Consider the following 25412-nt stretch of genomic DNA (forward strand, 5'->3'; position numbering starts at 1 on the left):
CGGCTCCGGACGAGCATATGGCCGCGTGCGGCGGCCCCGGCCGGACCCGCGCGGCCGCGTGGTGACCGGGGAATCAGCGGCGCTCGGTCTGGATCTGCTCCAGGGACTTGCCTGTCGTGTCCGGCATGAAGTACCCGAGCACGCCACAGGCCAGCAGGCATACGGTGAGGAAACCGGCCACCGGGGCGATGCCGGTGGACGCGAGGGCGGGCACGAAGAACGACCACACGCCCAGCACGATCCGCGCCACCCCGAAGGAGATGCCCTGAGCGGTGCCCCGCAGCATCGTCGGGAACAGCTCCTGGCTGACCGTCTTGTAGAAGCCCTCGCCCGCCATGGTCTGTCCGATGCCGAAGAGCAGCACGTTGAAGACGATCGTGGGGATGGTGAACGGCAGCACCAGGAACAGCCCGTACGCCGTCACCTGCATCACCGAGCCGGTGACCCACATGGCCTTGCGGTAGCGGTGGCCGCGGTCGGCGAACCGCATGTAGATCGCGACCGTGCCGAGGATGGCGAGGGCGAAGCTGCCGCACGACAGCGCCACGCTGGTGGCCTGGCCGCCCGCCCCCAGGGTCCTGACCATGTAGGGCGTGAAGATGCCGTTGGTGCCGGCGGCCAGGTTCCAGGTCAGGTAGATGCCGGTGGTCCACAGCAGGGCCCGCAGATGGGCGCCCCGCAGCAGGTCGGTGACCTTGACGCGGGCCGCCGCGCCGGAACGGGCGGCGCTGCGCCACACCGCCGACTCGGTCATGCCACGGCGCAGCGCGTAGGTGACGAGCGCGACGACGAACAGGTGGAGGAAGACGATGCGTATACCGAGCAGGCCGAGCGGCGCCAAGGCCCAGGCCAGCAGCAGCACGATCACCGGGCCGAGGTTCCACGTCACCTGCGTCAGCCCGAGCAGCTTGCCGCGCGCCCTGGCGGGCGACAACTCCCCGACCAGCGCCAGCGACGTCGGTACGTCGGCGCCGACCGCGACGCCGACCAGGAAAGTGCCCGCGAAGAGCATCACCGGGTCGACGGCGAGGGCGATGAGCAGGATGGCGCCCGCGTAGACGAGCAGGTCGTACTGGTAGATCCGCTTGCGCCCGAGCCGGTCGCCGAGCCGGCCGCCGATGAACGCGCCGATGGCCGCGCCGATCGCGTTGGGGCCGATGGCGGCGAGCGCGCCGATACTGCTGTCCGTCAGCCCCAGGTGGTCCTGGAACAGCGCCAGGCCCGAGCCGAGCGCGACGATCGACCCGGCGTCGAGGTACGAGGCCATGCCCGCGAGGGCGGTCCACCGCCACTGCCGGCGGGTGACCGTGCCACCCTCGGTGGCGCTGTCGAGGGTGGCCCGTGTGTTCGGCACAGACGTCACCGGAGCTCCTTCGGGGCGGCGTTGAAACGTATCAAAGATGTCGTCTGTAGCGATGCGGGTCAAGGGTGATCGCGCACGCCGAACCCTGGCGACACGGGCCATGCGCAAAGGGGTTGACGTCTCACGTGTGCATCGTCTTAGCTCGCCTGAAAGGTTTCATCGACTCGGCGGCGGAGAGGTCCGACACACGTCATGCAACGCGTCTGCTTCCTGCTGAAGGTCCGCGCGGACCGGCTCGCCGAGTACCGTGCCCGGCACGCGGCCGTCTGGCCGGAGATGCTCGACGCGCTCACCGCGGCCGGCTGGCACAACTACTCGCTCTTCCTCCGGGACGACGGCCTCCTGGTGGGCTACCTGGAGACGCCCGACTTCGCCGCCGCGCGGGCGGCGATGGCCGCCACCGACGTCAACGCCCGCTGGCAGGCGGAGATGGCGGAGTTCTTCGAGGAACTGGGCGACGGCCGGGGCCCGGACGAGGCGATGCGGCCCCTCACCGAGGTCTTCCACCTCGCCTGACGCCGACGCCTGACGCCGACGCCGACGCCTGACGCCTGGCAGCTGACGCCTGGCACCTGACGCGCTCGCGCGGGGCCGGCTCACGCGCCGACGGGCGCCGCCGGGGGAGGGGCCGGGGAAGGAGCCGGGTGACGCAGCCCCTCGGCGGCGTCCGAGACCCGGCGCAGCAGGTCGAGGAAGACGGTCTGCTCCGCCGGTTCCAGCGGGGCGAGGAAGACCTGGTTCATCCGGGCCGTCCGCAGCGCCAGCTTCTTGTGGACGCGTACGCCCTCGTCGGTGGCGTGCAGCACCGAGCGGCGGCCGTCGCGCGGGTCGCGGACCTTGTCGATCAGGCCGCGGTCGACGAGCCGGCGGACCACCTCGGCGATGGTGGAGCGGTCGAGGCCGACGCGCTCGCCGACCGTGCGCTGGTCCAGTCCGTCCTCGCCCGCCAGGGTGTTGAGGACGGCGAACTGCGGTGAGGTGACCTCCTCGGACACGATCGTGTTCCACAGCAGGGTGTGCGCCTGCTGGAAGCGCCGGGCCAGATGGCCGGGATGGCTGCTGAGGTCGAGCGCGGGCACGGTGGTCCTCTCTCCCCGTCTGTTCCTGTGACCTCAGTGTCTCATGGCACTGAGGACCTTGACCTGCGGCGATCCGGGTGCCAGGCTGCCCTTCACGCGGAGATAGTCAGTGCACTGAGCATTATGCGCATGGAGGGGAAGGAAGCGGACCGATGGACAAGGTGGTGGCCACAGCCGGCGAGGCCGTGGCCGATGTGTACGACGGAGCGACGTTCGCCGTCGGCGGCTTCGGCCTCAGCGGCGTACCCAACGCGCTCATCCAGGCCGTGTACGCGACCGGGATCAGCGGTATCGGCGTGGTCTCCAACAACTGCGGCGCCATGGACTCCGGCCTCGCCGTCCTGCTCGCCGCCGGGCGCATCGCCCGCGTTACCGGCTCGTACATCGGCGCCAACAAGGAGTTCGCCCGCCAGTACCTCGCCGGCGAGCTGGAGGTCGAACTGATTCCGCAGGGCACCCTCGCGGAACGGCTGCGCGCGGGCGGCGCCGGTATCCCGGCCTTCTACACCCCGGCGGGCGTCGGCACCCAGGTCGCCGACGGCGGCCTGCCCTGGCGGTACGACGGCAACGGCGGCGTGGCGCTCGCCTCCCCGCCCAAGGAGGTCCGCGAGTTCGACGGCGTTCCGTACGTCCTGGAACACGGCATCCGCACCGACTTCGCGCTGGTACGCGCGGCCAGGGGCGACCGCCACGGCAACCTCGTCTTCAACAAGTCCGCCCGCAACTTCAACCCCCTCGCCGCCATGGCCGGACGGATCACCGTCGCCGAGGTGGAGGAGCTGGTGGAGCCCGGCGAGATCGACCCGGACCACGTCCACCTGCCCGGGATCTTCGTCCAGCGCGTCGTGGCCCTCTCGCCGGAGCAGGCTGCCGACAAGAGGATCGAGAACAGGACGGTGCGCGCCTGATGGCCTGGACACGCGACGAGATGGCCGCCCGCGCGGCCGCCGAGCTGCACGACGGCGAGTACGTCAACCTCGGCATCGGCCTGCCCACCCTCATCCCCGGGCACCTCCCCGACGGCGTCCACGTCGTCCTGGAATCCGAGAACGGCATCCTCGGCACCGGCCCCTACCCGTACGAGGACGAGGTCGACCCCGACCTCATCAACGCGGGCAAGGAGACCGTCACCGTCCTGCCCGGCGCCTCCTACTTCGACTCGGCGCTCTCCTTCGGCATGATCCGCGGCGGCCACATCGACGTCGCCGTCCTCGGTGCCATGCAGGTCTCGGCCACCGGCGACCTCGCCAACTGGGCCGTCCCCGGCAAGCTCGTCACCGGCATCGGCGGCGCCATGGACCTGGTGCACGGCGCCCGGCGCGTCATCGTCACCATGACCCACACCGCCAAGGACGGCAGCCCCAAGATCGTCGAGGAGTGCACCCTGCCCCTCACCGGCCGCGCCTGCGTCCACCGGATCATCACCGACCTCGGCGTCCTGGACGTCACCGGCGACGGCCTGGTGCTGGTCGAGACCGCTCCCGGCGTGACCGTCGACACGATCCGCGAGACGACCGCCGCCCCCGTCCGCACGGCCGGCCGGGCCGGAAGGAGCTGACCGACATGGCACTCGACTCGACACTCGCCACGGCACTCACCCAGGCCGACATAGACCTCCAGATCGTCCGGCAGCGCGACGCGTACGAGAAGTCCGTCGCCGAGGGCGCGCAGCGCTCCGACCACCCGGCGCGCGACTACCCCCCGTACCGCTCCAGCGTGCTGCGCCACCCCCACCAGCCGCTCGTCGCCGTCGCCGCCGCCCGCGACCCGGAGGCCGTCGAACTGGCCTCGCCCGCCTTCGGCGAGACCGACGTCACCGAGCTCGACAACGACCTCACTCGCCAACACGCGGGCGAACCCCTCGGCGAGCGCATCACCGTCACCGGGCGCGTCCTCGACCGCCACGGCCGGCCCGTCCGAGGCCAGCTCGTCGAGCTGTGGCAGGCCAACGCCTCCGGACGGTACGCCCACCAGCGCGACCAGCACCCAGCCCCGCTGGACCCCAACTTCACCGGCGTCGGCCGCACCCTCACCGGCGACGACGGCGGCTACGGCTTCACCACCATCAAGCCCGGCGCCTACCCCTGGCGCAACCACACCAACGCCTGGCGCCCGGCCCACATCCACTTCTCGCTCTTCGGCTCCGCGTTCACCCAGCGCCTCGTCACGCAGATGTACTTCCCGGGCGACCCGCTCTTCCCGTACGACCCGATCCTCCAGTCCGTCACGGACGACGCCGCGCGGCAGCGGCTCGTCGCGACGTACGACCACAGCCTGTCGCGGCCCGAATGGTCCCTCGGCTACCACTGGGACATCGTGCTCGACGGGCCCGCCGCCACCTGGATGGAGGAAGGCCGATGAGCGCCCTCGAGCCCACCCCCTCGCACACCGTCGGCCCCTTCTACGGGTACGCGCTGCCCTTCCCCGGCGGCGGCGACATCGCCCCGGCCGGCCACCCCGACACGGTCACCGTCCACGGCCGGGTCCTCGACGGCGAGGGCACCCCCGTCCCCGACGCCCTGGTCGAGGTCTGGGGCCCCGGCCCCGACGGCGAACTGCCGCGCGTGGGCGGCTCGATGCGCCGCGACCCGGTGACCGGCGGGTTCCTCGGCCGCAACGGGACCGACTTCACCGGCTTCGGCCGCGTACCGACCGACGCCGACGGGCACTGGGCGGTACGCACGCTCCGCCCCGGCCGGCGCGGCGCGTCCGCCCCGTACCTGAGCCTGTGCGTCTTCGCCCGCGGGCTCACCCACCACCTGTTCACCCGCGTCTACCTGCCCGAGCCCGCCGACGCGCGGGCCGCCGACCCGCTGCTGGCCTCGCTCCCGCCCGGCCGCGCGGCGACGCTGGTGGCGGGCGCCGAACCGCGCGGCACGTACCGGTTCGACATCCGGCTGCAGGGCGAGGGGGAGACCGTCTTCCTGGAGTTCGCATGACGTACGAGGACGCGGGGTTCCTGGCGCCGGGGCGGGCCGGCACCCCCGCCGAGGAGAGCACCTCCGACGCCGCCTTCCTGCGGGCGATGCTCGACGCGGAGGCCGCCCTCGCGCGCGTGCAGGCGCCTTCGGAGGCGGCCGGGGCGATCACCGCCGCGTGCGCGGGCGAGTTCGGCGTACGGGACCTGGCGCTGCGGGCGCGCTCGGGCGGCAACCCGGTGATCCCGCTGGTCGCCGACCTCACGGCCGCCGTACCGGAGCACGCCCGGCCGTATGTGCACCGGGGCGCCACCAGCCAGGACATCCTCGACACGGCCGCCATGCTCGTCGCGGCCCGCACCCTCGCCCTGGTCCTCGCCGACCTGGAGCGCACGGCCGGGGCGCTGCACACCCTCGCGGCCGCCCACCGGGACACGCCCATGCCCGGCCGCACCCTCACCCAGCACGCCGTGCCCACCACCTTCGGGCTGAAGGCGGCGGGCTGGCGCGCCCTGGTGCTGGACGCCCGCGACCGCGTCACCGCCGTACGCGACCGGCTGCCCGCCCAACTGGGCGGCGCGGCGGGCACCTTGGCCGCCTTCACCGCGTACGGATGTGACGACGCGCCCGCGCTCGTCGCCGCGTACGCCCGCGAACTCGGCCTCGCCCAGCCCGTACTGCCCTGGCACACGCTCCGCACCCCGGTGGCCGACCTGGCGGGGGCCCTCGCCTTCACCGCCGGGGCGCTCGGGAAGGTCGCCGCCGACGTGCTCACCCTCTCCCGCACCGAGATCGGCGAGGTGAGCGAGGGCAGCGGCGGAGGCTCCTCCGCCATGCCCCACAAGGCCAACCCCGTGCGCGCCACGCTCCTCGCGGCCGCCGCCCGCCGCGCGCCCGCCCACGCCGCCGTCCTGTACGGCTCGGTCGCCGCCGGGGACGAGCGGCCCGCAGGCGCCTGGCACGCCGAGTGGGAGCCGCTGCGGGACCTGCTGCGGCTCGTCGGCGGCGCCGCCCACGACGCCGTGCACCTCACCGGGAACCTGCGCGTCCACCCCGCGCGGATGCGGGCGAACCTGGACCTCACCGACGGGCTGATCGTCTCCGAACGGCTCCGGGACCGGTTCCCGAAGGACCGGCTCACGCGGGCGGCCGAGGAGGTCCGTACGACCGGGAAGCCCCTCGCCGACGTCCTCGGCGTGCCGCCCGAACTGACCGACCCCACCCACTACACCGGCGCGGCGGCCGAGCTCACCGACCGCGCCCTGGAACGCCGATGAACCAGCTCCACCACGTCATCGAGGGCCCCGCCACCGCGCCCGCCCTCCTCCTCGGCCCGTCGCTGGGCACCTCCACCGCCCTGTGGGACGCCGTCGCGCCCGGCCTGCCGCTGCGGTGCGTACGGTGGGACCTGCCGGGCCACGGCGCGAGCGCCGCCGGCCTCATCGGACCCGGCGCCACCGTCGCCGACCTCGCCGCCCATGTGCTGCGCCTCGCCGACGCCCTGAACCTGGACCGGTTCCACTACGCGGGCGTGTCGCTGGGCGGCGCCGTCGGCCTGTGGCTCGCCGTCCACCACCCCGACCGGCTGCACCGGCTCGCCGTCGTGTGCTCCTCCGCCCACTTCGGCGACCCCGGCCCCTGGCACGAACGGGCCGCCCTGGTACGCCGCGACGGCACCGCGCCCGTCGCGGAGACGGCACCTGGCCGCTGGTTCACCCCCGGGTTCACCGTCCCCCGCCTGGTCGACGACCTGCGCCGGGCCGACCCGGAGGCGTACGCCGCGTGCTGCGACGCGCTGGCCACGTACGACCTGCGGCCCGGCCTGCCGTCCGTCACCGTGCCCACCCTGGTGCTGGCCGGCCGCCAGGACCCGGCGACCCCGCCCGCCCACGCCCGCGAGCTCGCCGACGCCATCCCGGGCGCCGCCCTCACCGAACTGCCCGGCGCCTCCCACCTCGCCCCCGCCGAGCAGCCCGCCGCCGTCCTGGCCGCCCTGCGCGCCCACTTCGGCGTACCCGGCCCGGACGCGGCCGCGGGCACCGCCGTACGCCGCGAGGTGCTCGGCGACGCCCACGTGGACCGTGCCCAGGCCCGTACGACCCGGTTGACGGCCCCCTTCCAGGACTTCATCTCCCGCTACGCCTGGGGTGAGATCTGGACGGACCCCACCCTCAGCCGCCGCGAGCGCAGCCTCATCACGCTCACGGCCCTGGTCGCCCATGGCCACCTCGACGAACTGGCCATGCACATCAGGGCCGCCCGCCGTAACGGCCTCACTCCGGAGGAGATCGGCGCCGTCCTCCTCCAGACCGCCGTCTACTGCGGCGTCCCGGCGGCCAACTCGGCGTTCGCGGTGGCGCGGCGGGTGCTGGAGGAGGAGGCGCTGGAGGAGGAGAACGTGCCGGAGAAGGACGTGCCGGAGAAGGACGCTCCGGACGGGTCCTAGTCGCCTCGGGCGCGCACCGAGAAGGCCGTGAGGGCGCGCTCGGACTCCACGCCGTCACCGTTCACCGCGAAGACCTTCACCAGGTGGCGCCCCCGGGACCACGCCTTCTGGCCGGTCCACGCCCACCGGCCGTCATCGGCGACGTCGGCGGTGCCCAGGTAGTGGCCGTCCTCCCAGAGCTGGACCTTCGAGGCGGCCCGCGCCGTACCGGCGAAGCGTACGGCCCCGGCCGGCAGGTGCTGGTCGGTGAGAGGGGCGGAGATCACGGGGGTGGGCACCCAGGAGTCGGGGGAGGTGCTGGTGGCGGCCAGGAGGTCCTCGACGGCGGTCCGGTCGGCCTGGGGGTCCTCGTAGCCGTTGCGGGCGAAGCCCAGGCGTGGGGTGATGCCGTCGATGAGGCAGTTGACGAGGCCCATGATGACCGGGACGTTGCGGCCGGCGACCTGGGTGTGGCGCGTGACGAAGGGGGAGTCGGTCAGGACGACGTTGACGTTCTCGTAGCCGCCGAAGAGCGTGAGGTACGGCTCCACCTGGGTGCGGTACTGGGGGTCCGCGACGGAGGAGAGGAGGTACACACCGGCGGACCGGTTGCTCCCCCGGCGTACGAGGTCGGGCAGGAGCGCGTCGAGGGCGGCGACGTCGCCGTCGCGTTCGTCCTGGCGCGTCATGAATCGGGCCACCTCCGGGTGGACGTCGCGGACATAGCTGCCGATCGCGAACTGCGGGGCGACGGCCACCGCGTTCCCGAACCCGTGGGCCAGCGTGTAGTAGAGGGCCGCGGTGGCCCCCTTGGAGCTGCCCAGCAGGGTGCAGTCGGCGGGCGTCAGCGCGAGGGCGTCCAGGAAGCGGTGGATCACGGCGGCGACGGACTCCTCGATGGCGAAGTCCATGCCCTTGCACAGGTAGTAGCTGTTGTGACCGTCGAACCGGTCGCGGATCCACAGGATGTTGGCGCGCAGGTTGTCCAGTACGCCGTTGGACCACCCGTAGTCCTCGGGTGCGTCGAAGTTGGCGAGGACCACGACCAGGCGCCGGTTGCCGTTGCGGGCGTGGTGGAAGCGGTAGTCGACGGGCACGGCGCCGAGGGTGTCGGTGCCGGTGAACAGGCGGCGATGGGCTCCGGTGGTGCGGGGCATCGGTGGAGGTCTCCTGGCAGGTGCTGCGGCGCGCGACGAGGCGCGCCGGTGGGACGGGCGGGGAAAGCCGGTCAGACGGCGGTGCCGAACGCGGTGGCCGGGCGCTCGGCCCGGCCGGGCCGAGCGCGGCGCAGCCGGGGCAGGCGTACCGGCCTCGCACCGGCGTCCGGTGACCGGCGGCCGGTCTCCAGCATCCGGTCGACGACCCGCCCGGCGGCCCCGCCGTCCTCCAGGTCGCAGAAGCGCTCCTGGAAGAGGTGGTAGCGGTGTTGGAAGCGGCGCTGGACGTCGTCCACGTCCCGGATGGCGCGGATCAGCTCGGCCGACGTGCCGACCAGTGGTCCGGGGGCGGTCTCCTCGAAGTCGAAGTAGAAGCCGCGCAGGGTGTCCCGGTAGTGCTCCAGGTCGTAGGTGAAGAAGAGCATGGGGCGGCCGGTGTTGGCGAAGTCGAACATCAGCGACGAGTAGTCGGTGACCATCACATCGGTCACCAGCATCAGATCGGCCATGTCCGGGTACGTCGAGACGTCCCGTACGAAGCCGTCACCGGCGCCCGGCACCGGGTCGACGACGTTGGGGTGGCGGCGTACGAGCAGGACGTGGTCCTCCGCGAGCTGTTCCCGGGCGTCGTCGAGGTCGATGCGGAAGTCGAACCGGTAGCGCCCGGCCCCGTGGTACATGTCGTCCCGCCACGTCGGTGCGTACAGCACCACCCGCTTTCCCTCGGGCAGGCCCAGGCGGCGGCGCACCTCCTCGGCGCGCCGGTCGCGGTCGGGGGCTCGCAGCGGGTCGTTGCGGGGGTAGCCGGTCTCCACGAGGTCTCCCGCGAAGTCGAAGGCGCGCCGCAGGATCGGGGTGCTGAAGCGGTTGGGGGAGACGAGCATGCTCCACTGCTCGACCTCGTGCCGGATCCGCTTCGGGTAGCGGCGGTCGGCGAAGTGGACCGACGGCATGTCGTGGCCGATCCTCTTCAGCGGTGTGCCGTGCCAGGTCTGTACCACGACCTGCCCTTCGCGGCGCTCGAACCAGCCGGGGAGGTGGTTGTTGGCCACGATGTACCGGGAGCGGGCCATCGCCTCGTACCACTCCGGTGACCACATGCGTACCGCCCGAGCCGGTGCAGGCACCTCGATCTGGTCGTCGCGGACCACCCAGAGCAGTTCCAGGCCGGTGCCGCGGCGCACGAGTTCCTCGAAGACCGCCCTCGGGCTGTCGGACAGCTGTGTCCCGCGGAAGCTGTCGAACAGCACCGCCGGGAGCAGCGGCTGTGCGCGGCACCTGGGGTAGTGCTGGGTCCGCAGCAGCTTCTGCCGGTACGGGCCGCGGGCCTCGTCAGGCATGGCCGAGCGCACCAGGAGCGTGAACCGGTCGTAGAACTGCGGCTGTGTCACATACCGGCGGCCGTCCACGGTGCGGCCCTCCGGCATGGCCTCGATCAGGTCGCGGTGAGTCTTCAGCAGCACGTCCTGTGGCGGATCCTCCTGGCCGGTGCCGGTGCCGGTGCCGGTGCCGGTGCCGCCGCCGGCGACGCGCAGCGCGAGATCCCAGCGGCCGGAGGCCAGCGGCACGGTGCCGGCCATGCCGCTGACCCGCGACGGCGTGAACGAGGCCGTGAACCGTCCGCCCACGCACGTCACCGGGAAGCACCACTCCTCCTTCCGCCCGGCACGGGCGCGTACGACGAGGCACAGCTCTTCGCGCAGGCGAGGGCCGAGGTCCTCGTAGCCGGGATAGGAGCCTTCGAGGGTGAGGCTGCCGCCGTCGGACCAGGTGCAGCGGTCCACCACCGGCAGGGCGGCCCGCTCGAAGAGCACGAGGTACCCGGAGCCGTTGCGGTGCACCACGGCTTCCCGGCCGCCCTGGCCGGTGGTACCGGGCCTGGCGGGCATCGGGTACACACCGTCCGCGGTGCCCGGGGCCATGACGGGGTACAGGGGCCGTTTCCTGCCCGGGATGTGCAGTGAGGTCTTCCAGCCGTTGCCGCCGGTGACCCAGGAGCGTGGGACGTCGTGGCCGTGACGGCGGGCCGGCGGGACCAGAGCGGCGAGCGGGACCCGGGTGCGGAAGGTGCACCACCCCTGGCCCCCGGGTGCGAAGTCGACCCGGGACTCGGACCGGGCGACTCCGGTGAGACCGGCGATCCGCAGCGTGGCGGTGTCCGGTGTCGCGTCGGCCAGCAGGACGCCGCTCAGCTCCAGATGGCCACCGAGCAGGCGGTGACCGGTGATACGGCACCGCACGACCTCCACCCGGATCTTCAGCGCTCCGCCCACGAAGAGCGGCACCACCCGGACGTTCTTGTCCACGGCGAAGGACGGCGGGTGCGAGCCGGTGCCCGCGGCCCCGGCACTCACCCGGCCGTGGCGGAACAGGCCGCGGCTGAGCGAGCCCACCGCCACGTCCCAGGTGCCCTCGACCCACCTCCCCCTGCGCTTCAGCCGTGCCGGGTCGATGGCCACCTCGAAGCCGGACCAGTCGTAGCAGTAGCGGTTCTGTCCCGAGTGCTCGGTGGCCTCCGGGTCGTAGGTGGTCCTGGCGCGCAGCACGATGGTGCGCCCCTGCTTCCTGTCGCGCAGGGCGAGCGCCTTCACCGAGTGGCGGCGCTTGTGGACGTTGAGGTGGCGGACGTAGGCACGGCCGGAGAGTTTCAGTACGCCGTCCTCCCAGCGCGCGTCGCACAGCGAGCCGCGCATGGTGAACTCCTCACGCAGCCGGTACGCGCTCCTGGGCACGCCCGTGGAACGGTCGTCCAGGCAGGGGTAGTCGAGGTACCGGCGGATCCGGCGGCGCACGGGCAGCGGGCCGCCCCCGCGCTCGAACTCCAGCAGATCGAGCAGCTGCTGCTTCTTCCCGGCCCGTACCAGTTCCCACTTGACACGGTCGACGGCGGGCAACTCCTCGACGACTCCGGGGGCCGCCTCGTCGAGGAACGCCCGTGCCTCGCGGAGGAAGTGGTCGTGCACCTCCTCGTCGGCGTCCAGCAGGGCGTCGAGGTGGAGGAGGAGGTCGGACTTCAGACACGCCAGGTCGTAGCGCCGCTTGTGCTCCGCGTACTCCGGTGTCCGGTGCCCGTCCAGGAAGCGGCTCACCGACCGGACGGCGGAGAAGCGGTCCCGGACGTTGTCCAGCTCGGTGAGGCGCTGGGTGATGGAGGGGCCCGCGCCGCCGTCACGGCGGCGCCAGAAGTAGACGTGGTCGCTGACGACGTCCACCGCCCCGGCGCTGTAGTGGGCGTAGAGATTGACCCAGATGTCCTCGTAGACCACCCCCTCGGGGAACGCGATGCGGTGGCGGTCCCAGAACGACCTGCGGAACACCTTGTTCCAGACGGTGCGGTCGTACAGCAGCTCGGGCGTACGGGAGATGTGGGTACGGCGGCGCGCGCGCCGCATGGGGGCGCCGTGCAGCTTCGACTGCCAGATCCGCTGCGAGTTCATCATCCGCACGTTGCCGGAGACGAAGTCGGAGCCGCTCTCCTCCAGGGTGCCGATCAGCAGTTCGTAGGCGTAGTCGGGCAGGACGTCGTCCCCGTCGACGAAGGCCAGGAACTCGGCCCCCGGGTGAGCGGCGCGGATTCCGGTGTTGCGCGCGTGGCCCGGGCCCCGCGCCTCCTGCCGGATGAGGCGGAAGCGCCCGTCCCGCCGGCAGAACTCCTCCGCCAGGGCGCCCGAGCCGTCCGTCGACCCGTCGTCGACGAGTACGACCTCGAAGTCCTCGAAGACCTGCAGGGCGATCGACTTCAGGCACTCCTCCAGGTACGGTTCGACGTCCTGGAACGGCACGACGATGCTCAGGCGCGGTGTGGTCATGGTCCCTTCCCGTCCTCCGGCTCCCGGGGCGTCGCGGCCGGCGGTCCGCGCGAGTTCGCGCCCTTGGTGAGTCTGTCGCCGACGGGCAGCCCGGAACCGGGCCCAAGGTCCGCTCCGACCAGGCCTTTGGGCCTGATGCGCGGGGGAGTGCGTCGCGTCGCCCTGCTGTCCGGCAGCCGACGCGGGCCGGGAGTCGCGGCCGCAACGGGTACACCGACGAAGGCCAGGAGCGCACGCTCGTACGCTCCTGGCCAGGGGTGGTGCGGGAGGCTCAGGCACCGGGGGCTCTGTCGCCCGCGGACGCCACGGGCCCGACACCGAGGCCGCCCGCCCCCTGAGGGGCGCCACCGGCCCGACACCGAGGCCGCCCGCCCCCCGAGGGGCGCCACGGGCCCGACACCACGGCCCGTCCTCGCGGCCTCACGGCCGGCTCACGGCCCGTTCTCGCGGCCTCACCGGCCGGCTGACGGCGGCCCGCCCGACCGGCCTCAGGCCTCCCCGGCGGCCTGCGCGGCCGCGGCCACCGCCGCGGTCAGGTGCGCTTCGGCGGCCGCCTTGTCGACGCCGAGGCCGGTGAGGAGGCCCTTGCCGTCCTCGAACTCCAAGAGGGCGAGCAGGATGTGCTCGGTCCCGATGTAGTTGTGGCCGAGCCGCAGGGCCTCGCGGAACGTCAGCTCCAGGACCTTCTTCGCCCGGGCGTCGAAGGGGACGAGGTCGGGCACGCTGTCCGCCTCCGGCGGGAGCGCAGCGGTCGCCTCCTGCCGGACGGTGTCCAGGAGCACCCCCTGGGCGACGATCGCCTTGGCGGCGAGCGCCTCGGGCTCGTGCAGCAGGCCGAGCACCAGGTGTTCGGTGCGGATCTCGTCGTTCCGCGCCGCGTGGGCCTCGTTCTGCGAGGCCATCACGACGTTGCGGGCGCGCTCGGTGAAGCGGCTGAACCCCTGGGAGGGGTCCAGGTCCGGCGACTCGCCGGCCTTCGGTACGAAACGCTTCTGGGCGGCCTGCCGGGTGACGCCCATGCTCTTGCCGATGTCGGTCCAGGAGGCGCCCGAGCGCCTGGCCTGGTCCACGAAGTGGCCGATCAGGTGGTCCGCCAGTTCGCCGAGGTGGTCGGCGGCGATCACGGCGTCGGAGAGCTGGTCGAGAGCGTCGGTGTGGGCCTTCTTGATGGCCTCGATGAGGTCGTCGAGGCGGACGGGATGCGTCATGCCGACTGGATTCGTCATGTGTCAACCGTAGGTTGACAACAGGGAGTCGTCAACCGGGAGTTGACATCTCGTGCGCTCTCGCGCGTTCGCCATTCCGAACGCCGGACGGCCAATTGGGCAATGTCTGCGCGAACCATTGACGCGAATGATGTTCGAACCTACGGTCCCGTTCGAAGTTGCGAGCGCCATTCGATATACCGAACATTACAGGGGGTGGGGATGGGACTTCCTTCCCTGAGCCGCAGACAACTGCTCACCGCGACGGGCGGCGCCCTCGCCGCGGGCGCGGCGGGCTGCGCCGCGCCGCGGACCGTCGGTGGGGGACGGACCAGGCTCCGCTACTGGCACCTCTTCGGGGGCGGTGACGGCATCAACATGCGAGCGATGATCGACGCCTTCCGCGCCGCACACCCGCACATCGCCGTCGAGGCCGCCACCTTCCAGTGGGGCGCCCCCTACTACACCAAGCTCGGCATGGCCGGCGCCGGAGGCCGGGCGCCCGAGGTCGCCGTCCTCCACCTCGCCCGGCTCGCCGGCTTCGCCCCGGGCCGGCTGCTCGACGCCTTCGACCTCGACCTGCTCGCCGAACACGGCGTCCACGCCGACGACTTCCCCGACGGCATCTGGCGGCGCGGCGGCGTCGACGGCAAGCAGTACGCCGTACCGCTCGACACCCACCCCATGGTGCTCTTCCACAACACCGAGGTGTGCGAGAAGGCCGGGCTGCTCGACACCGACGGGACCCTCCGCCCCATCGAGGGAGCCGAGCAGTTCACCGCCGCCCTCCGCGCCGTCAGGAAGGTCACCGGCAGGCCCGCCCTCGTCACCGAGACGCTCGGCGCCGACTGCATCGGCCCGTGGCGCGTGTTCTCCACCCTGTACTCCCAACTGGGCGGCACCATCCTCACGCCCGACGGCACGAGCCTCGCCATCGACGACACCAAGGCGCTCACCGCCCTGGAGTACATGCGCATGCTCGTCGACGAGGGCCTCGCCGTGCGGCGCGTCGACTACGTCGGGGCCGTCGGCGTCTTCAACAACGGTGACACCGGCTTCTACCTCAACGGCGAGTGGGAGATGAGCTCCTTCCTCACCACCGGACTGCCGTTCTCCGTGACCCGCGTACCGAACCTGTTCGGCCGCCCCACCGCCCAGGCCGACTGCCACGCCTTTGTCCTGCCGCACCAGAAGGACCGGGGCGGAGCGACTAACGAGGCCGCACACGCCTTCGTCGCCTGGCTGCTGAAGAACACCGTCGAATGGGCCAAGGGCGGACACGTGCCCGCCTACCTGCCCACCCTCGCCAAACCCGAGTACCTGCAGCTCACCCCGCAGTCCGCCTACCGCTCCGTCGTCGACGACGTGGCGCTCGACGAGCCCGCCTGGTTCGCCGGCTCCGCCTCCGTCATGTGGATCGAACTGGGCGCCGTCTTCTCCGGCGTCCTCACCGGATCACGCACCCCCCGAGGCGCCCTCACCGAGGCGAAGTCCCGGCTCCGCACCCTCCTCCAGACGCCGAACCCCTTCGGAGGCACCGCATGAGTGCGACCGTACGGCGTCACTGGAGCGAACACGGGCTCGTCTTCATCGCCCCCTTCCTCCTCGTCTACGCCCTCTTCCTCCTCTGGCCGCTGCTCTCCGGCATCGGCATGAGCCTGAGCAGCGACAACATCGCCGGTACGGGCGGCGACTTCATCGGCCTGGACAACTACGCCGAAGCCCTGAAGGACCCCAACGTCTGGTCGTCCCTCTGGAACACCGTCTGGTTCACGGTCCTGTCGACCGTCCCCCTGGTGCTCACCGGCCTCGTCCTGGCCCTGCTCGCCCACCACCTGCCCTTCGTGCAGTGGCTGTGGCGGCTCGCCTGGTTCGCGCCGTTCCTGCTGCCCTCCGGCGTCGTCGGCCTGCTCTTCCTCTGGGTGATCTTCCCGTCGGACTTCGGCTTCGCCGACCAGGCGCTCGCCGCCGTCGGCCTGCACCCCGGCATCGGCTGGCTCACCGACGAGCGGTACGCGATGCTCTCCATCGTCCTCACCACCGTCTGGTGGACCGTCGGCTTCAACTTCCTGCTCTACCTCGCCGCACTCCAGGCCATCCCCCAGCACCTGTACGAAGCCGCCGCACTCGACGGCGCCGGCCCCTGGCACCGGCTGCGCCACGTCACCCTGCCCATGCTGCGCACCACCACGGGCGTGATCGTCGTCCTCCAGGTCCTCGCCTCGCTGAAGATCTTCGACCAGGTCTACATCATGACCGGCGGCGGCCCCGACGACGCGACCCGGCCGATCCTCCAGTACGTCTACCAGGCCGGCTTCACCGGCTACCGGATCGGCTACGCGTCGGCCGTCTCGTACCTCTTCTTCGCCCTGATCCTGCTCGTCTCCCTGGCACATCTGCGCCTGTCCCGCCGTACGCGTGAGGAGAACACCCGATGAGACCCCGCTGGACCCCGGGCCGCGCGGCGATGCTGCTCGCCGCGCTCGCCCTGGTGGTGGTCTGGGTGCTGCCGCTCGCCTGGGCCGTCGCGACCTCGCTCAAACCGGAGAGCGAGACGACGAGGACGCCCCTGGAGTGGTTCGGCTCGACGCTCACCCTCGACGCCTACCGGCAGGTGTGGAAGTCCGGCGACCTCACCCAGTGGATGGTCAACTCCGCCTACATCTCCGTCATGACCACCCTGCTGACGGTCGTCCTGTGCGCGATGGCCGCCTACGGCTTCGCCCGCACCGACTTCCGAGGACGGCGGACGCTGTACGGGATCGTCCTCGCCGGCATCATGGTGCCGCCGCAGGTCCTGATCGCCCCGCTGTTCGCGGAGATGGTCCAGCTCGGCCTCGTCGACACCTACTGGGGCGTCATCCTGCCCCAGGTCGCCGTCCCCGCCATGGTGTTCATCCTGGTGAAGTTCTTCGACGGCGTGCCGCGCGAGCTGGAGGAGGCCGCCTTCGTCGACGGCGCCGGCCGCTGGCGGGTCTTCTGGACCATCGTGATGCCGCTGTCCCGGCCGGTCCTCGCGGCCGTCGCGATCTTCACCTTCATCTCCACCTGGAACAACTTCCTCTGGCCGTTCCTGGTGACCACCGACCCGAACGGCATGACCCTCCCCGTCGGACTGGTCAACGTCCAGTCCTCCTACGGAGTCCGCTACGCCCAGATGATGGCGTCCGTCGTCGTCGCGGGACTCCCGCTGCTGATCGTCTTCGCGCTCTTCCAGCGCCAGATCGTCCGCGGTGTCGCCCACACCGGCCTGGCCGGCCAGTAGCACCGCCTTCCCCGAAGGAGCCGCATGACACCCCGTTCCGCCCGATTCACGCTCGACCCCGCCTTCACGGTCGGCGAGGTCGCCCCCCGCCTGTTCGGCTCGTTCGTCGAGCACCTCGGCCGGTGCGTCTACACCGGCATATACGAACCAGGCCACCCCACCGCCGACGAGGCCGGACTGCGCACCGACGTCCTCGCCCTCATCCGCGAACTCGGCGTCACCACCATCCGCTACCCCGGCGGCAACTTCGTCTCCGGCCACCGCTGGGAGGACGGCGTCGGCCCGGTCGACCAGCGGCCGCGCCGCCTCGACCTCGCCTGGCGCTCCACCGAGACCAACCGCTTCGGCCTCGGCGAGTACATGGCCTTCCTCAAGAAGATCGGCCCCCAGGCCGAACCCATGATGGCCGTCAACCTCGGCACCCGCGGTGTCGCCGAAGCACTCCAGCTCCAGGAGTACGCCAACCACCCCGGCGGCACCGAGCTGTCCGAGCGCCGGATCGCCCACGGCGACAAGGACCCGTACGGCATCCGGCTGTGGTGCCTCGGCAACGAGATGGACGGCCCCTGGCAGCTCGGCCACAAGACGGCCCGGGAGTACGGGCGGCTCGCCGCCGAGACCGCGCGCGCCATGCGCCAGATGGACCCGGACATCGAACTGGTGGCGTGCGGCAGTTCGGGCCGCTCCATGGAGACCTTCGCCGCGTGGGAGGCGGCCGTCCTCGCCGAGACGTACGACGACGTCGACCACATCTCGCTCCACGCCTACTACGAGGAACTCGACGGCGACCGCGACTCCTTCCTCGCCTCCGCCGTCGACATGGAGGCCTTCATCGAGGAGGTGGTCGCCACCTGCGACCACATGGGCGCCCGGCTGAAGTCACCGAAGAAGATCAACCTCTCCTTCGACGAATGGAACGTCTGGTACCTCAGCCGCTACCAGGACCAGGCCGCCACCCAGCCCCTGGACTGGCCCGAGGCCCCGCGCCTGCTGGAGGACAGCTACTCCGTCACCGACGCCGTCGTCTTCGGCTCCCTGCTGATCGCCCTGCTGCGCCACGCCGACCGCGTCACCGTCGCCTGCCTCGCCCAGCTCGTCAACGTCATCGCCCCGATCATGACCGAGCCGGGCGGCCCCGCCTGGCGGCAGACCACGTTCTTCCCCTTCGCCCAGGCCTCCCGCCACGGGCGGGGCCGCGTCCTGGACGTACGGGTCGACTCACCCACGTACACCACGGCGAAGTACGGCGAGGTGCCGCTGCTGCACGCCACGGCGGTACGCGGCGACGACGGCACCGTCACCGTCTTCGCCGTCAACCGCGACCGGAGCGCGCCGCTGCCGCTCGAAGTGGACCTGCGCGGGCTGGACCCGGCGCACGTCATCGAGCACACCGCGCTCGCCGACGCCGACCCCGACGCCCGCAACACCCTCGACGACCCCGAGCGCGTCACCCCGCACACCGTGCCGAAGACCACCCTCACGGACGGCGCCCTGCACGCCGTCCTGGAGCCCATGTCGTGGAACGTGATCCGGCTCGCCGGCGCGGGGCAGCCATGAGCCGCCCCCGCCGCCCCCGCCGCCTCCGTACGGTCCGGCTGCTCGCCCTCCCGGCCGCCGTACTCCTCGCCCTCGCGCCGTCCACGGCCCACGCCTACCCGGGCCCCGGCCACGTCACCGGCGACGTCGTCGTCCACGACCCGACCATGCTGCGCACCCCGTCCGGCCAGTACCTGCTGTACTCCACCGGCGACGGCCTCCAACTGCGCACCTCCACCGACCGCGTCCACTTCAGCCGCGACAGCTCCGCCTTCCCGACCCGCCCCACCTGGTGGCGCCAGTACAACGGCACCGCGGACGTGTGGGCGCCGGACATCTCGTACCACGGCGGCAGGTACCTGATGTACTACGCCGTCTCCTCCTTCGGCTCCAACACCTCCGCGATCGGCCTGGCGACCTCCGCCACCGGCCGGCCCGGCAGCTGGACCGACCACGGACCCGTGTACACCTCCACCTCCTCCAGCGACCAGCGACTACAACGCCATCGACCCCCACCTCTTCGTCGACGGCGACGGCAAGTGGTGGCTGTCCTTCGGCTCCTGGTGGACCGGGATCAAGATGATCCGGATCAACCCCGGCACCGGGAAGCAGCACGCGACCGACACCGCGCGCCGCTCCCTCGCCTCCCGGCCCACCGGCACCAAGGCCGTCGAGGCGCCCTCGATCGTCAAACGGGGCAGCTACTACTACCTGTTCGCGTCGTACGACACCTGCTGCGCGGGCACCGACTCCACGTACAAGATCAAGGTCGGCCGCGCGACGCGTGTCACCGGCCCGTACTACGACAGGAACGGCGTCAGCATGCTCAACAACGGCGGCACGCCCGTCCTGGAGAGCCACGGCCGGTACATCGGGCCCGGCGGCCAGTCCCTCATGGCGGACGTCGACGGCGACCTGCTCGTGTACCACTACTACGACGGCCAGGACAACGGCACGCCCAAGCTGGGCGTCAACCTCCTGAACTGGAGCAGCGGGTGGCCCGTCGCCTACTGATCCGTCCCCAGGGGCAGCAGCTCGCCGCCGGCCGGCAGGCCGTCCACCCGCCGGCTGTCGGTGACCACCAGTTCGTACGGGTGCCTCCGGCCCCGCTGCCACTGCCCGCCCGCCAGCCGCACCGTGGCGATGTGGGGGACCGGGCCGGACGTCCAGTCGAGCGGACCCGCGACGGTCTGGAGCCGGGTCGCGCCGAGCGCGGCCGCGACCGAGGCGGGGGCCGCCGGGTCACCGGCCGTGGCCAGGGCGTGCGCGGCCACCTCGACGAGGGCGTACGCCAGTCCCAGCGGCTGGAGCCACTGGTTGCCGGTGCTGCGCTCGTACCCCTCGGCCAGCTCGGCGGCGGTCGTGCCGTCGAGGGACGAGCGGTAGGGGTGGGCCGGGGTCCAGTAGACGAGCGTACCGACGCCGGCCTGGGGTGGCTGCCCGGCCGGTGTCGTCGCGGCGGGCGGATAGGCCAGCCACCGGGAGCAGGTGATCAGCCGGGGCCGCAGGCCCTGCCGCGCGGCCTCCCGGCGGAACAGGCCCAGGTCCGCCCCGGTCGCCGCGCTCGTGACGACGTCCACCCCCGCCTCCCGGAACGCCACCACGTGCTCCCCGAGCGCGGCGGCCGGCTCCCGGTACCCGGCCGGGTCCACCAGACGGTGCCCACGCGCGCGTGCGGCGGGCAGGAAGCCGTGCGCGGGGTGGCGCGACCAGGTGCCCTGCGGGCCGTCGTTCCACAGGCACCCCACCGTCCGCTCCGTACCGCCGACCGCCTCCCAGAGGTCGGCGAAGGTCTCGGCGATGTCGTCGAGCCCCCAGCAGAAGTGGTACGTCCAGCGCCGCCGCCGGCCCCCGTGGTAGTACACCTGCCACGGGAACGTGGTCGACAGGCACGGCACGCCCGCCTCCTCACAGGCGTCGGCGACCGCCGGCAGCACCTCCGTACCCGCCAGCGTCACCACGATCCGTGCCCGCTCCACCTCCACCAGCTCCCGCACCGCCCGCCGCGCGCCCTCGGCGCTCGACCGGCTGTCGCGCCCCACCAGCCGCAGCCGCCCGCGCAGCTTCGGCGCCAGCAGCTCCATGGCGTACGCCAGTGGATCCCCCAGCCGCGCCAGCCGGCCCGTGCGCGCGACGACCACGCCCACGGCCGGCTCCTGTCCTGCCCCACCGTTCATCCGACTCATGCACCGGACAACGCCTCAGCGGGACAAGTGTCACGCCATGCCCTCGCACCCCGCCGTGTGAATCGATTCATGACAGAGTGCGCCCGAACTCCTACGATGAAGCCTCCGGTCCGACGGCGGAGCGGGTGGTGGCTGAGGGCCGAAAGGGGTGCGCCGGGTGGTGCGCATGGTGGGCATCAAGGACGTGGCGCAGCGGGCGGGCGTCTCCGTGGGGACGGTCTCCAATGTCATCAACCGGCCCGAGACCGTCGCCGAGGCCACGCGCGAGCGCGTCCAGGCGGCCATCGAACTGCTCGGCTACGTCCGCAGCGAGTCGGCCCGCCAGCTGCGCGCCGGCCACAGCCGGATCATCGCGCTGCTCGTCCTCGACATGGCCAACCCGTTCTTCGTGGACCTGGCCACCGGCGCCGAGCGCGCAGCCCGCGAGGCCGGGCTGGGGGTGATGCTGTGCAACAGCGCCCAGGACCCCGACGAGGAGGCCGAGTACCTGGGCCTCTTCGCCGAGCAGCGGGTGCGCGGGGTGCTCGTGACGCCCGCCGACCCCGAGGGCCACACGCTCAGGGCGTTCGGCCGGCACGGCATCCCGTACGTGCTGGTCGACCGCACGGCGGCCGGGGAGGAGTCCTGCTCGGTCTCGGTCGACGACATCGAGGGCGGGGCGCTCGCGGTCCGGCACCTGCTGGAGGGCGGGCACCGGAGCGTCGTGTACGTCGGGGGCCCGGCGCACCTGCCGCAGGTCCAGGACCGGTGCACGGGGGCGCTGAACGCGCTCGCCGAGGCGGGCCTGCCGGCCGACGCCCTGGTCCGCGTCGAGACCGAGCGCCTCGACGTGGCCTCCGGGCGGGACGCGGGCGCCCGGCTGCTGGGCATGTCGCCCCGCCCCACGGCGGTCTTCTGCGCCAACGACCTGCTGGCGCTGGGCCTGCTGCAGACCCTGTTCGCCGCCGGTGTCGCGGTGCCCGACGACATCGCGCTGGTCGGGTACGACGACATCGAGTTCGCCGCGGCCGCGGCCGTCCCGCTCACCTCGGTGCGCCAGCCCGCCCACCGGATGGGCCGGATGGCCGCCGAGCTGCTGATCGAGGAGACCGGCGAGGGCGCGGGCGGTCACGCGCACCGGCGCATCGTGCTCCGGCCCGAACTGGTCGTGCGCACCTCCAGCATGGCGCCCCGCCGTCCCTGACCGTCATCCCCGGACCCCGCGGCCGCCGACGGATCTCGTCCGAACCGTTGACGTACCCGGCGAGGGTCCTTACGTTGTCCCGGCAAGCGCTTTCCTAAAACGATTCAAAGCGCGCTGGAGGACGAACGATGCGTACCAATGGGACTGTTGACCGGCGTGGCCTGCTCAAGGTGACAGGCGGCTCCGTGGCCGCCCTCGGCCTGACGGCGGCGGGCTGCGGGTCCGGAAGCGGCTCGGGCGGCGACGGGACCGTCACGATCCGGTACGCGTGGTGGGGGTCCGACGACCGCGCCAAGCGCATCAACGAGACGATCGCGCTCTTCGAGAAGAAGTACCCCAAGATCAAGGTCAAGACCGACTTCCAGCCCTACCTGGACTTCTGGAAGAAGTTCAACACCCAGGCCTCCGGCGGCAACCCGCCGGACGTCTTCCAGAACGCGATCGGCTTCCTGCGCAAGTACGACCAGAAGAACGTGCTCCTCGACCTCGGCGAGCAGGTGAAGGCCGGAAACCTCCGCATGGAGGGCTTCCGCGCCGGCCTGGAGAAGTTCGGCGAGGTCGACGGCAAGCTGCTGGGTGTTCCCGTCGGCTCCAACTCCATGGCCCTCGTCATCGACCGGGCCGTCTTCGAGAAGGCCGGCATCACGCCCAGGCCCGGCTGGACCTGGGGCGAGTTCAACGCCGCCATGGCGAAGATCCGCGACACCCAGGGCCGCGCCGGCGACAGCGGCCTGTACGGCGTGATGTACCTGTACGACCTGTACCTGCGCCAGCACGGCAAGGCGTTCTTCACCAAGAACGGGCTCGGCTTCACCCAGGCCGACCTCACCGACTGGTGGACCAAGGGACAGGCGGGCGTGCGGTCCGGCATCCACTCCGACCCCAAGAAGGTCGCCCAGATCAAGCCCAAGTCGGCGGTGGCCGCCGAACTCGCCGCCTCCGAGTTCACCTGGGACAACTTCACCGTCCGCTACACCTCCGAGGGCAAGAGCAGCTACGGCCTCGCGCCGATCCCCACCACCGACGGCAAGAGGACCGGCCAGTACCTCGGCTCCCTGATGCTCAGCGCCTCCAGGCGCACCAAGCACCCCAGGGAAGTCGCCCAGTTCATCGACTTCATGGTCCACGACCCCCAGGTCGCCACGATCATGGGCTACGACCGGGGCGTACCGGCCACCACCGCGCAGTACGCGGCCTTCACGCCGAACGACGAGGTCACCAAGCTGATAGCCGCCTACGAGCAGCAGCTCGTCGACACCCGCGTCCTCGAACCCATCACCCCGCACCCGTCCGGCGCCGACGTCGCCGAGTCCGCCTTCCTGCGCATCGCCGAGGAGATGGCCCTGGGCAAGCGGTCCGTGCCCGAGGCGGTCGAGCAGTTCTTCACCGAGGCGAAGACGGCCCTCGGCTCCTGATGGGAACGACCGTGACACACCACGCGACAGCCGTGCCGGAGCTCCTGGACAAGAGCCCCGCGCCGCGGCCCGGCCCGCCCGGCGCCGACCCCGCCGGGCGCACCGCCGCCCGGCGGCGCGGACGCCGCGAAAGCCTGGCCGGCTACCTGTTCATGTCCCCCTGGATCGCCGGATTCCTGCTGCTCACCGCCGGACCGATGGTCGCCTCGCTCTACTTCGCCTTCACCGACTACAACCTCTTCGACACCCCGAAGTGGATCGGATGGAAGAACTTCACCGACATGTTCGCCGACCCCAGGTGGCGTACGTCGGTCGAGGTGACGCTCTGGTACGTCGTCGTCGGCACCCCGCTGAAGCTCGCCGCGGCGCTCGCCGTGGCCCTGCTGCTCAACCAGAAGCGGCGCGGACAGGCCTTCTACCGGGCCGCGTTCTACGCACCCTCGCTCATCGGCGCCAGCGTCTCCATCGCCATCGTCTGGAAGGCGATCTTCTCCGACGACGCCATCGTCGACCGCACCCAGCGCGCCCTGTTCGGAGTGGACGTCGGCGGCTGGACCGGCGACCCGGACTGGATCATCTACAGCCTGGTGGCGCTGACGGTCTGGCAGTTCGGCGCCCCCATGGTGATCTTCCTGGCGGGCCTCAAGCAGGTGCCGCGCGAGCTGTACGAGGCGGCCGAGGTGGACGGCGCGGGCACCTGGCGGCGGTTCTGGAACATCACCCTGCCGATGATCTCGCCGGTCCTGTTCTTCAACGTCCTGCTGGAGACCATCCACTCGTTCCAGATCTTCGGCTCCGCGTACATCCTCGGCGGCGCGGGCGGCACCTGCGGCCCCGCCGACGGCACGCTCGTCTACACCTGTTACCTCTACGTCCAGGGCTTCGAGAACAGCCGGATGGGCTTCGCCTCGGCCATGGCCTGGATGCTGCTGCTCGCGGTCGGCCTGGTCACGGCGGTGCTGTTCTGGTCCCAGCGGCGCTGGGTGCACTACGAGGAGGCCGCCCGATGACCACCAGCCCCCTGTCCGCCGTACGCACGCGGGGCGCCGGATCACTCGCCTGGCACCTCGGCTCGCTCGCCGTCCTGGCGGTGGTGCTCTACCCGGTGGTGTGGGTGATCGGCGGCTCGTTCAAGCCGAACGACGAGATCGTCGGCAGCCTGGAGCTGTTCCCCAGCAACCCCGTCACCGACAACTACAGCCGCCTCGCCGAGGGCATCGCCGACATCCCCATCTCCACCTTTTTCGGCAACTCGCTCTTCCTCGCGCTCGGTTCCGTCGTCGGCGTACTGGTCTCCTGCTCGCTCGCCGCCTACGCCTTCGCCCGGATCCGGTTCGCCGGACGCAACCTGTTCTTCGCGCTCATGATCGGCACCCTGCTCCTGCCGTACCACGTCCTGCTCATCCCGCAGTACGTGCTGTTCCAGAAGCTGGAGCTGATCAACACCTATACGCCGCTGCTCCTCGGCAAGTACCTCGCCACGGACGCCTTCTTCGTCTTCCTGATGATGCAGTTCATGCGAGGCCTGCCCAAGGAGCTCGACGAGGCGGCCCGGCTGGACGGCTGCGGACACCTGCGGATCTACTGGTCGATCGTGCTGCCGCTGTGCCGGCCCGCCCTGATCACCAGCGCGATCTTCACCTTCATCAACGCCTGGAACGACTTCATGGGCCCGCTGATCTACCTCAACGAACCCGAGAAGTACACCGTCTCCCTGGGCCTGAAGATGTTCGTCGACCAGGACGGACTCGCCAACTACGGCGGCATGATCGCCATGTCGCTGGTGGCGCTGCTTCCGGTGCTGGCGTTCTTCCTCGCCTTCCAGCGGTACCTGATCGACGGCATGGCCACCTCGGGACTGAAAGGCTGAC

21 protein-coding genes and 1 pseudogene are annotated in these 25412 nt (G+C 71.8%); 16 read left to right on the top strand and 6 right to left on the bottom strand.

Going from position 1 to position 25412, the window contains the following annotated elements; genetic code table 11:
* Window positions 1-73 precede the first annotated feature (73 nt).
* Window positions 74-1363, bottom strand: coding sequence for an MFS transporter (locus tag AMK26_RS34335; RefSeq protein WP_073760025.1), 1290 nt, complete (start codon window positions 1361-1363; stop codon window positions 74-76).
* Between the two features lie 192 nt (window positions 1364-1555).
* On the opposite strand from AMK26_RS34335, the gene AMK26_RS34340 reads away from it, so the two are divergent.
* Window positions 1556-1879 (top strand): L-rhamnose mutarotase, encoded by a 324-nt coding sequence (locus tag AMK26_RS34340; protein ID WP_073760027.1) that lies wholly within the window; start codon window positions 1556-1558, stop codon window positions 1877-1879.
* Window positions 1880-1959: 80 nt separating this feature from the next.
* On the opposite strand, the gene AMK26_RS34345 is transcribed toward AMK26_RS34340, so the two are convergent.
* Entirely contained in the window at window positions 1960-2442 is a 483-nt protein-coding gene (locus AMK26_RS34345; protein ID WP_073760029.1) for a MarR family winged helix-turn-helix transcriptional regulator, read from the bottom strand.
* Window positions 2443-2594: 152 nt separating this feature from the next.
* On the opposite strand from AMK26_RS34345, the gene AMK26_RS34350 reads away from it, so the two are divergent.
* From AMK26_RS34350 to pcaDC, 6 genes are read left to right on the top strand one after another with little or no spacing between them, the layout of a single operon-like run.
* Window positions 2595-3350, top strand: a complete 756-nt coding sequence (locus tag AMK26_RS34350; RefSeq protein ID WP_073760031.1) for a CoA transferase subunit A — start codon at window positions 2595-2597, stop codon at window positions 3348-3350.
* On the top strand, window positions 3350-4000 hold the full coding sequence (locus AMK26_RS34355) for a CoA transferase subunit B (RefSeq protein ID WP_073760033.1): 651 nt from the start codon (window positions 3350-3352) through the stop codon (window positions 3998-4000). Before AMK26_RS34350 ends, AMK26_RS34355 begins: the two co-directional genes overlap by 1 nt.
* A 5-nt stretch (window positions 4001-4005) precedes the next feature.
* The gene (gene pcaH, locus AMK26_RS34360; RefSeq protein ID WP_073760035.1) at window positions 4006-4803 is read left to right on the top strand and encodes a protocatechuate 3,4-dioxygenase subunit beta; all 798 of its coding nucleotides are present in this window, start codon (window positions 4006-4008) and stop codon (window positions 4801-4803) included.
* The gene (pcaG, locus tag AMK26_RS34365; RefSeq protein ID WP_073760036.1) at window positions 4800-5381 is read left to right on the top strand and encodes a protocatechuate 3,4-dioxygenase subunit alpha; all 582 of its coding nucleotides are present in this window, start codon (window positions 4800-4802) and stop codon (window positions 5379-5381) included. The genes pcaH and pcaG overlap by 4 nt, the downstream gene beginning before the upstream one ends.
* The gene (gene pcaB / locus AMK26_RS34370; RefSeq protein WP_073760038.1) at window positions 5378-6637 is read left to right on the top strand and encodes a 3-carboxy-cis,cis-muconate cycloisomerase; all 1260 of its coding nucleotides are present in this window, start codon (window positions 5378-5380) and stop codon (window positions 6635-6637) included. Before pcaG ends, pcaB begins: the two co-directional genes overlap by 4 nt.
* Window positions 6634-7806 (top strand): bifunctional 3-oxoadipate enol-lactonase/4-carboxymuconolactone decarboxylase PcaDC, encoded by a 1173-nt coding sequence (gene pcaDC / locus AMK26_RS34375; RefSeq protein ID WP_073760040.1) that lies wholly within the window; start codon window positions 6634-6636, stop codon window positions 7804-7806. The genes pcaB and pcaDC overlap by 4 nt, the downstream gene beginning before the upstream one ends.
* Here the strand turns inward: pcaDC and AMK26_RS34380 are convergent.
* From AMK26_RS34380 to AMK26_RS34390, 3 genes are all read right to left on the bottom strand, one after another.
* Window positions 7803-8942 (bottom strand): hypothetical protein, encoded by a 1140-nt coding sequence (locus tag AMK26_RS34380; protein WP_073760041.1) that lies wholly within the window; start codon window positions 8940-8942, stop codon window positions 7803-7805. The two genes, pcaDC and AMK26_RS34380, sit on opposite strands and share 4 nt — an antisense overlap.
* Window positions 8943-9013: 71 nt before the next feature.
* On the bottom strand, window positions 9014-12751 hold the full coding sequence (locus AMK26_RS34385) for a bifunctional glycosyltransferase/CDP-glycerol:glycerophosphate glycerophosphotransferase (protein ID WP_073760043.1): 3738 nt from the start codon (window positions 12749-12751) through the stop codon (window positions 9014-9016).
* Between the two features lie 488 nt (window positions 12752-13239).
* Window positions 13240-13977, bottom strand: a complete 738-nt coding sequence (locus AMK26_RS34390) for a Clp protease N-terminal domain-containing protein (RefSeq protein WP_073760045.1) — start codon at window positions 13975-13977, stop codon at window positions 13240-13242.
* Between the two features lie 201 nt (window positions 13978-14178).
* Between AMK26_RS34390 and AMK26_RS34395 the strand changes: the two genes are divergently transcribed.
* The 5 genes and pseudogenes from AMK26_RS34395 to AMK26_RS34415 all read left to right on the top strand — a co-directional run bounded on the left by AMK26_RS34395 (window position 14179) and on the right by AMK26_RS34415 (window position 19771).
* The gene (locus tag AMK26_RS34395) at window positions 14179-15501 is read left to right on the top strand and encodes an extracellular solute-binding protein (protein WP_073760047.1); all 1323 of its coding nucleotides are present in this window, start codon (window positions 14179-14181) and stop codon (window positions 15499-15501) included.
* Window positions 15498-16394 (top strand): carbohydrate ABC transporter permease, encoded by an 897-nt coding sequence (locus AMK26_RS34400; RefSeq protein ID WP_073760049.1) that lies wholly within the window; start codon window positions 15498-15500, stop codon window positions 16392-16394. Before AMK26_RS34395 ends, AMK26_RS34400 begins: the two co-directional genes overlap by 4 nt.
* Complete coding sequence (locus tag AMK26_RS34405) at window positions 16391-17221, top strand: carbohydrate ABC transporter permease (protein WP_073760051.1); 831 nt, start codon at window positions 16391-16393, stop codon at window positions 17219-17221. Before AMK26_RS34400 ends, AMK26_RS34405 begins: the two co-directional genes overlap by 4 nt.
* Before the next feature lie 24 nt (window positions 17222-17245).
* Window positions 17246-18778 (top strand): arabinosylfuranosidase ArfA, encoded by a 1533-nt coding sequence (gene arfA, locus AMK26_RS34410; protein WP_073760053.1) that lies wholly within the window; start codon window positions 17246-17248, stop codon window positions 18776-18778.
* Window positions 18775-19771: pseudogene (locus tag AMK26_RS34415) on the top strand (arabinan endo-1,5-alpha-L-arabinosidase). The gene arfA and the pseudogene AMK26_RS34415 overlap by 4 nt, the downstream one beginning before the upstream one ends.
* Here AMK26_RS34415 and AMK26_RS34420 read toward each other — a convergent pair.
* On the bottom strand, window positions 19765-20904 hold the full coding sequence (locus tag AMK26_RS34420; protein WP_241838221.1) for an ABC transporter substrate-binding protein: 1140 nt from the start codon (window positions 20902-20904) through the stop codon (window positions 19765-19767). The pseudogene AMK26_RS34415 and the gene AMK26_RS34420 sit on opposite strands and share 7 nt — an antisense overlap.
* A gap of 205 nt (window positions 20905-21109) precedes the next feature.
* Here AMK26_RS34420 and AMK26_RS34425 point away from each other — a divergent pair, with 205 nt between their 5' ends.
* From AMK26_RS34425 to AMK26_RS34440, 4 genes are all read left to right on the top strand, one after another.
* Window positions 21110-22126 carry a LacI family DNA-binding transcriptional regulator gene (locus AMK26_RS34425; protein ID WP_073760276.1) on the top strand — a complete coding sequence of 339 codons (1017 nt, stop codon included), beginning with the start codon at window positions 21110-21112 and terminating at the stop codon, window positions 22124-22126.
* A gap of 128 nt (window positions 22127-22254) precedes the next feature.
* Complete coding sequence (locus AMK26_RS34430) at window positions 22255-23541, top strand: ABC transporter substrate-binding protein (protein ID WP_073760057.1); 1287 nt, start codon at window positions 22255-22257, stop codon at window positions 23539-23541.
* Window positions 23541-24551 (top strand): carbohydrate ABC transporter permease, encoded by a 1011-nt coding sequence (locus tag AMK26_RS34435; RefSeq protein ID WP_079277987.1) that lies wholly within the window; start codon window positions 23541-23543, stop codon window positions 24549-24551. Before AMK26_RS34430 ends, AMK26_RS34435 begins: the two co-directional genes overlap by 1 nt.
* Window positions 24548-25411: a carbohydrate ABC transporter permease gene (locus tag AMK26_RS34440; protein WP_073760059.1), complete on the top strand. Its 864-nt coding sequence runs from the start codon at window positions 24548-24550 to the stop codon at window positions 25409-25411. The genes AMK26_RS34435 and AMK26_RS34440 overlap by 4 nt, the downstream gene beginning before the upstream one ends.
* The last annotated feature ends 1 nt before the right edge of the window (window position 25412 follow it).

This window comes from Streptomyces sp. CB03234 (assembly GCF_001905885.1).
Lineage (GTDB): Bacteria > Actinomycetota > Actinomycetes > Streptomycetales > Streptomycetaceae > Streptomyces.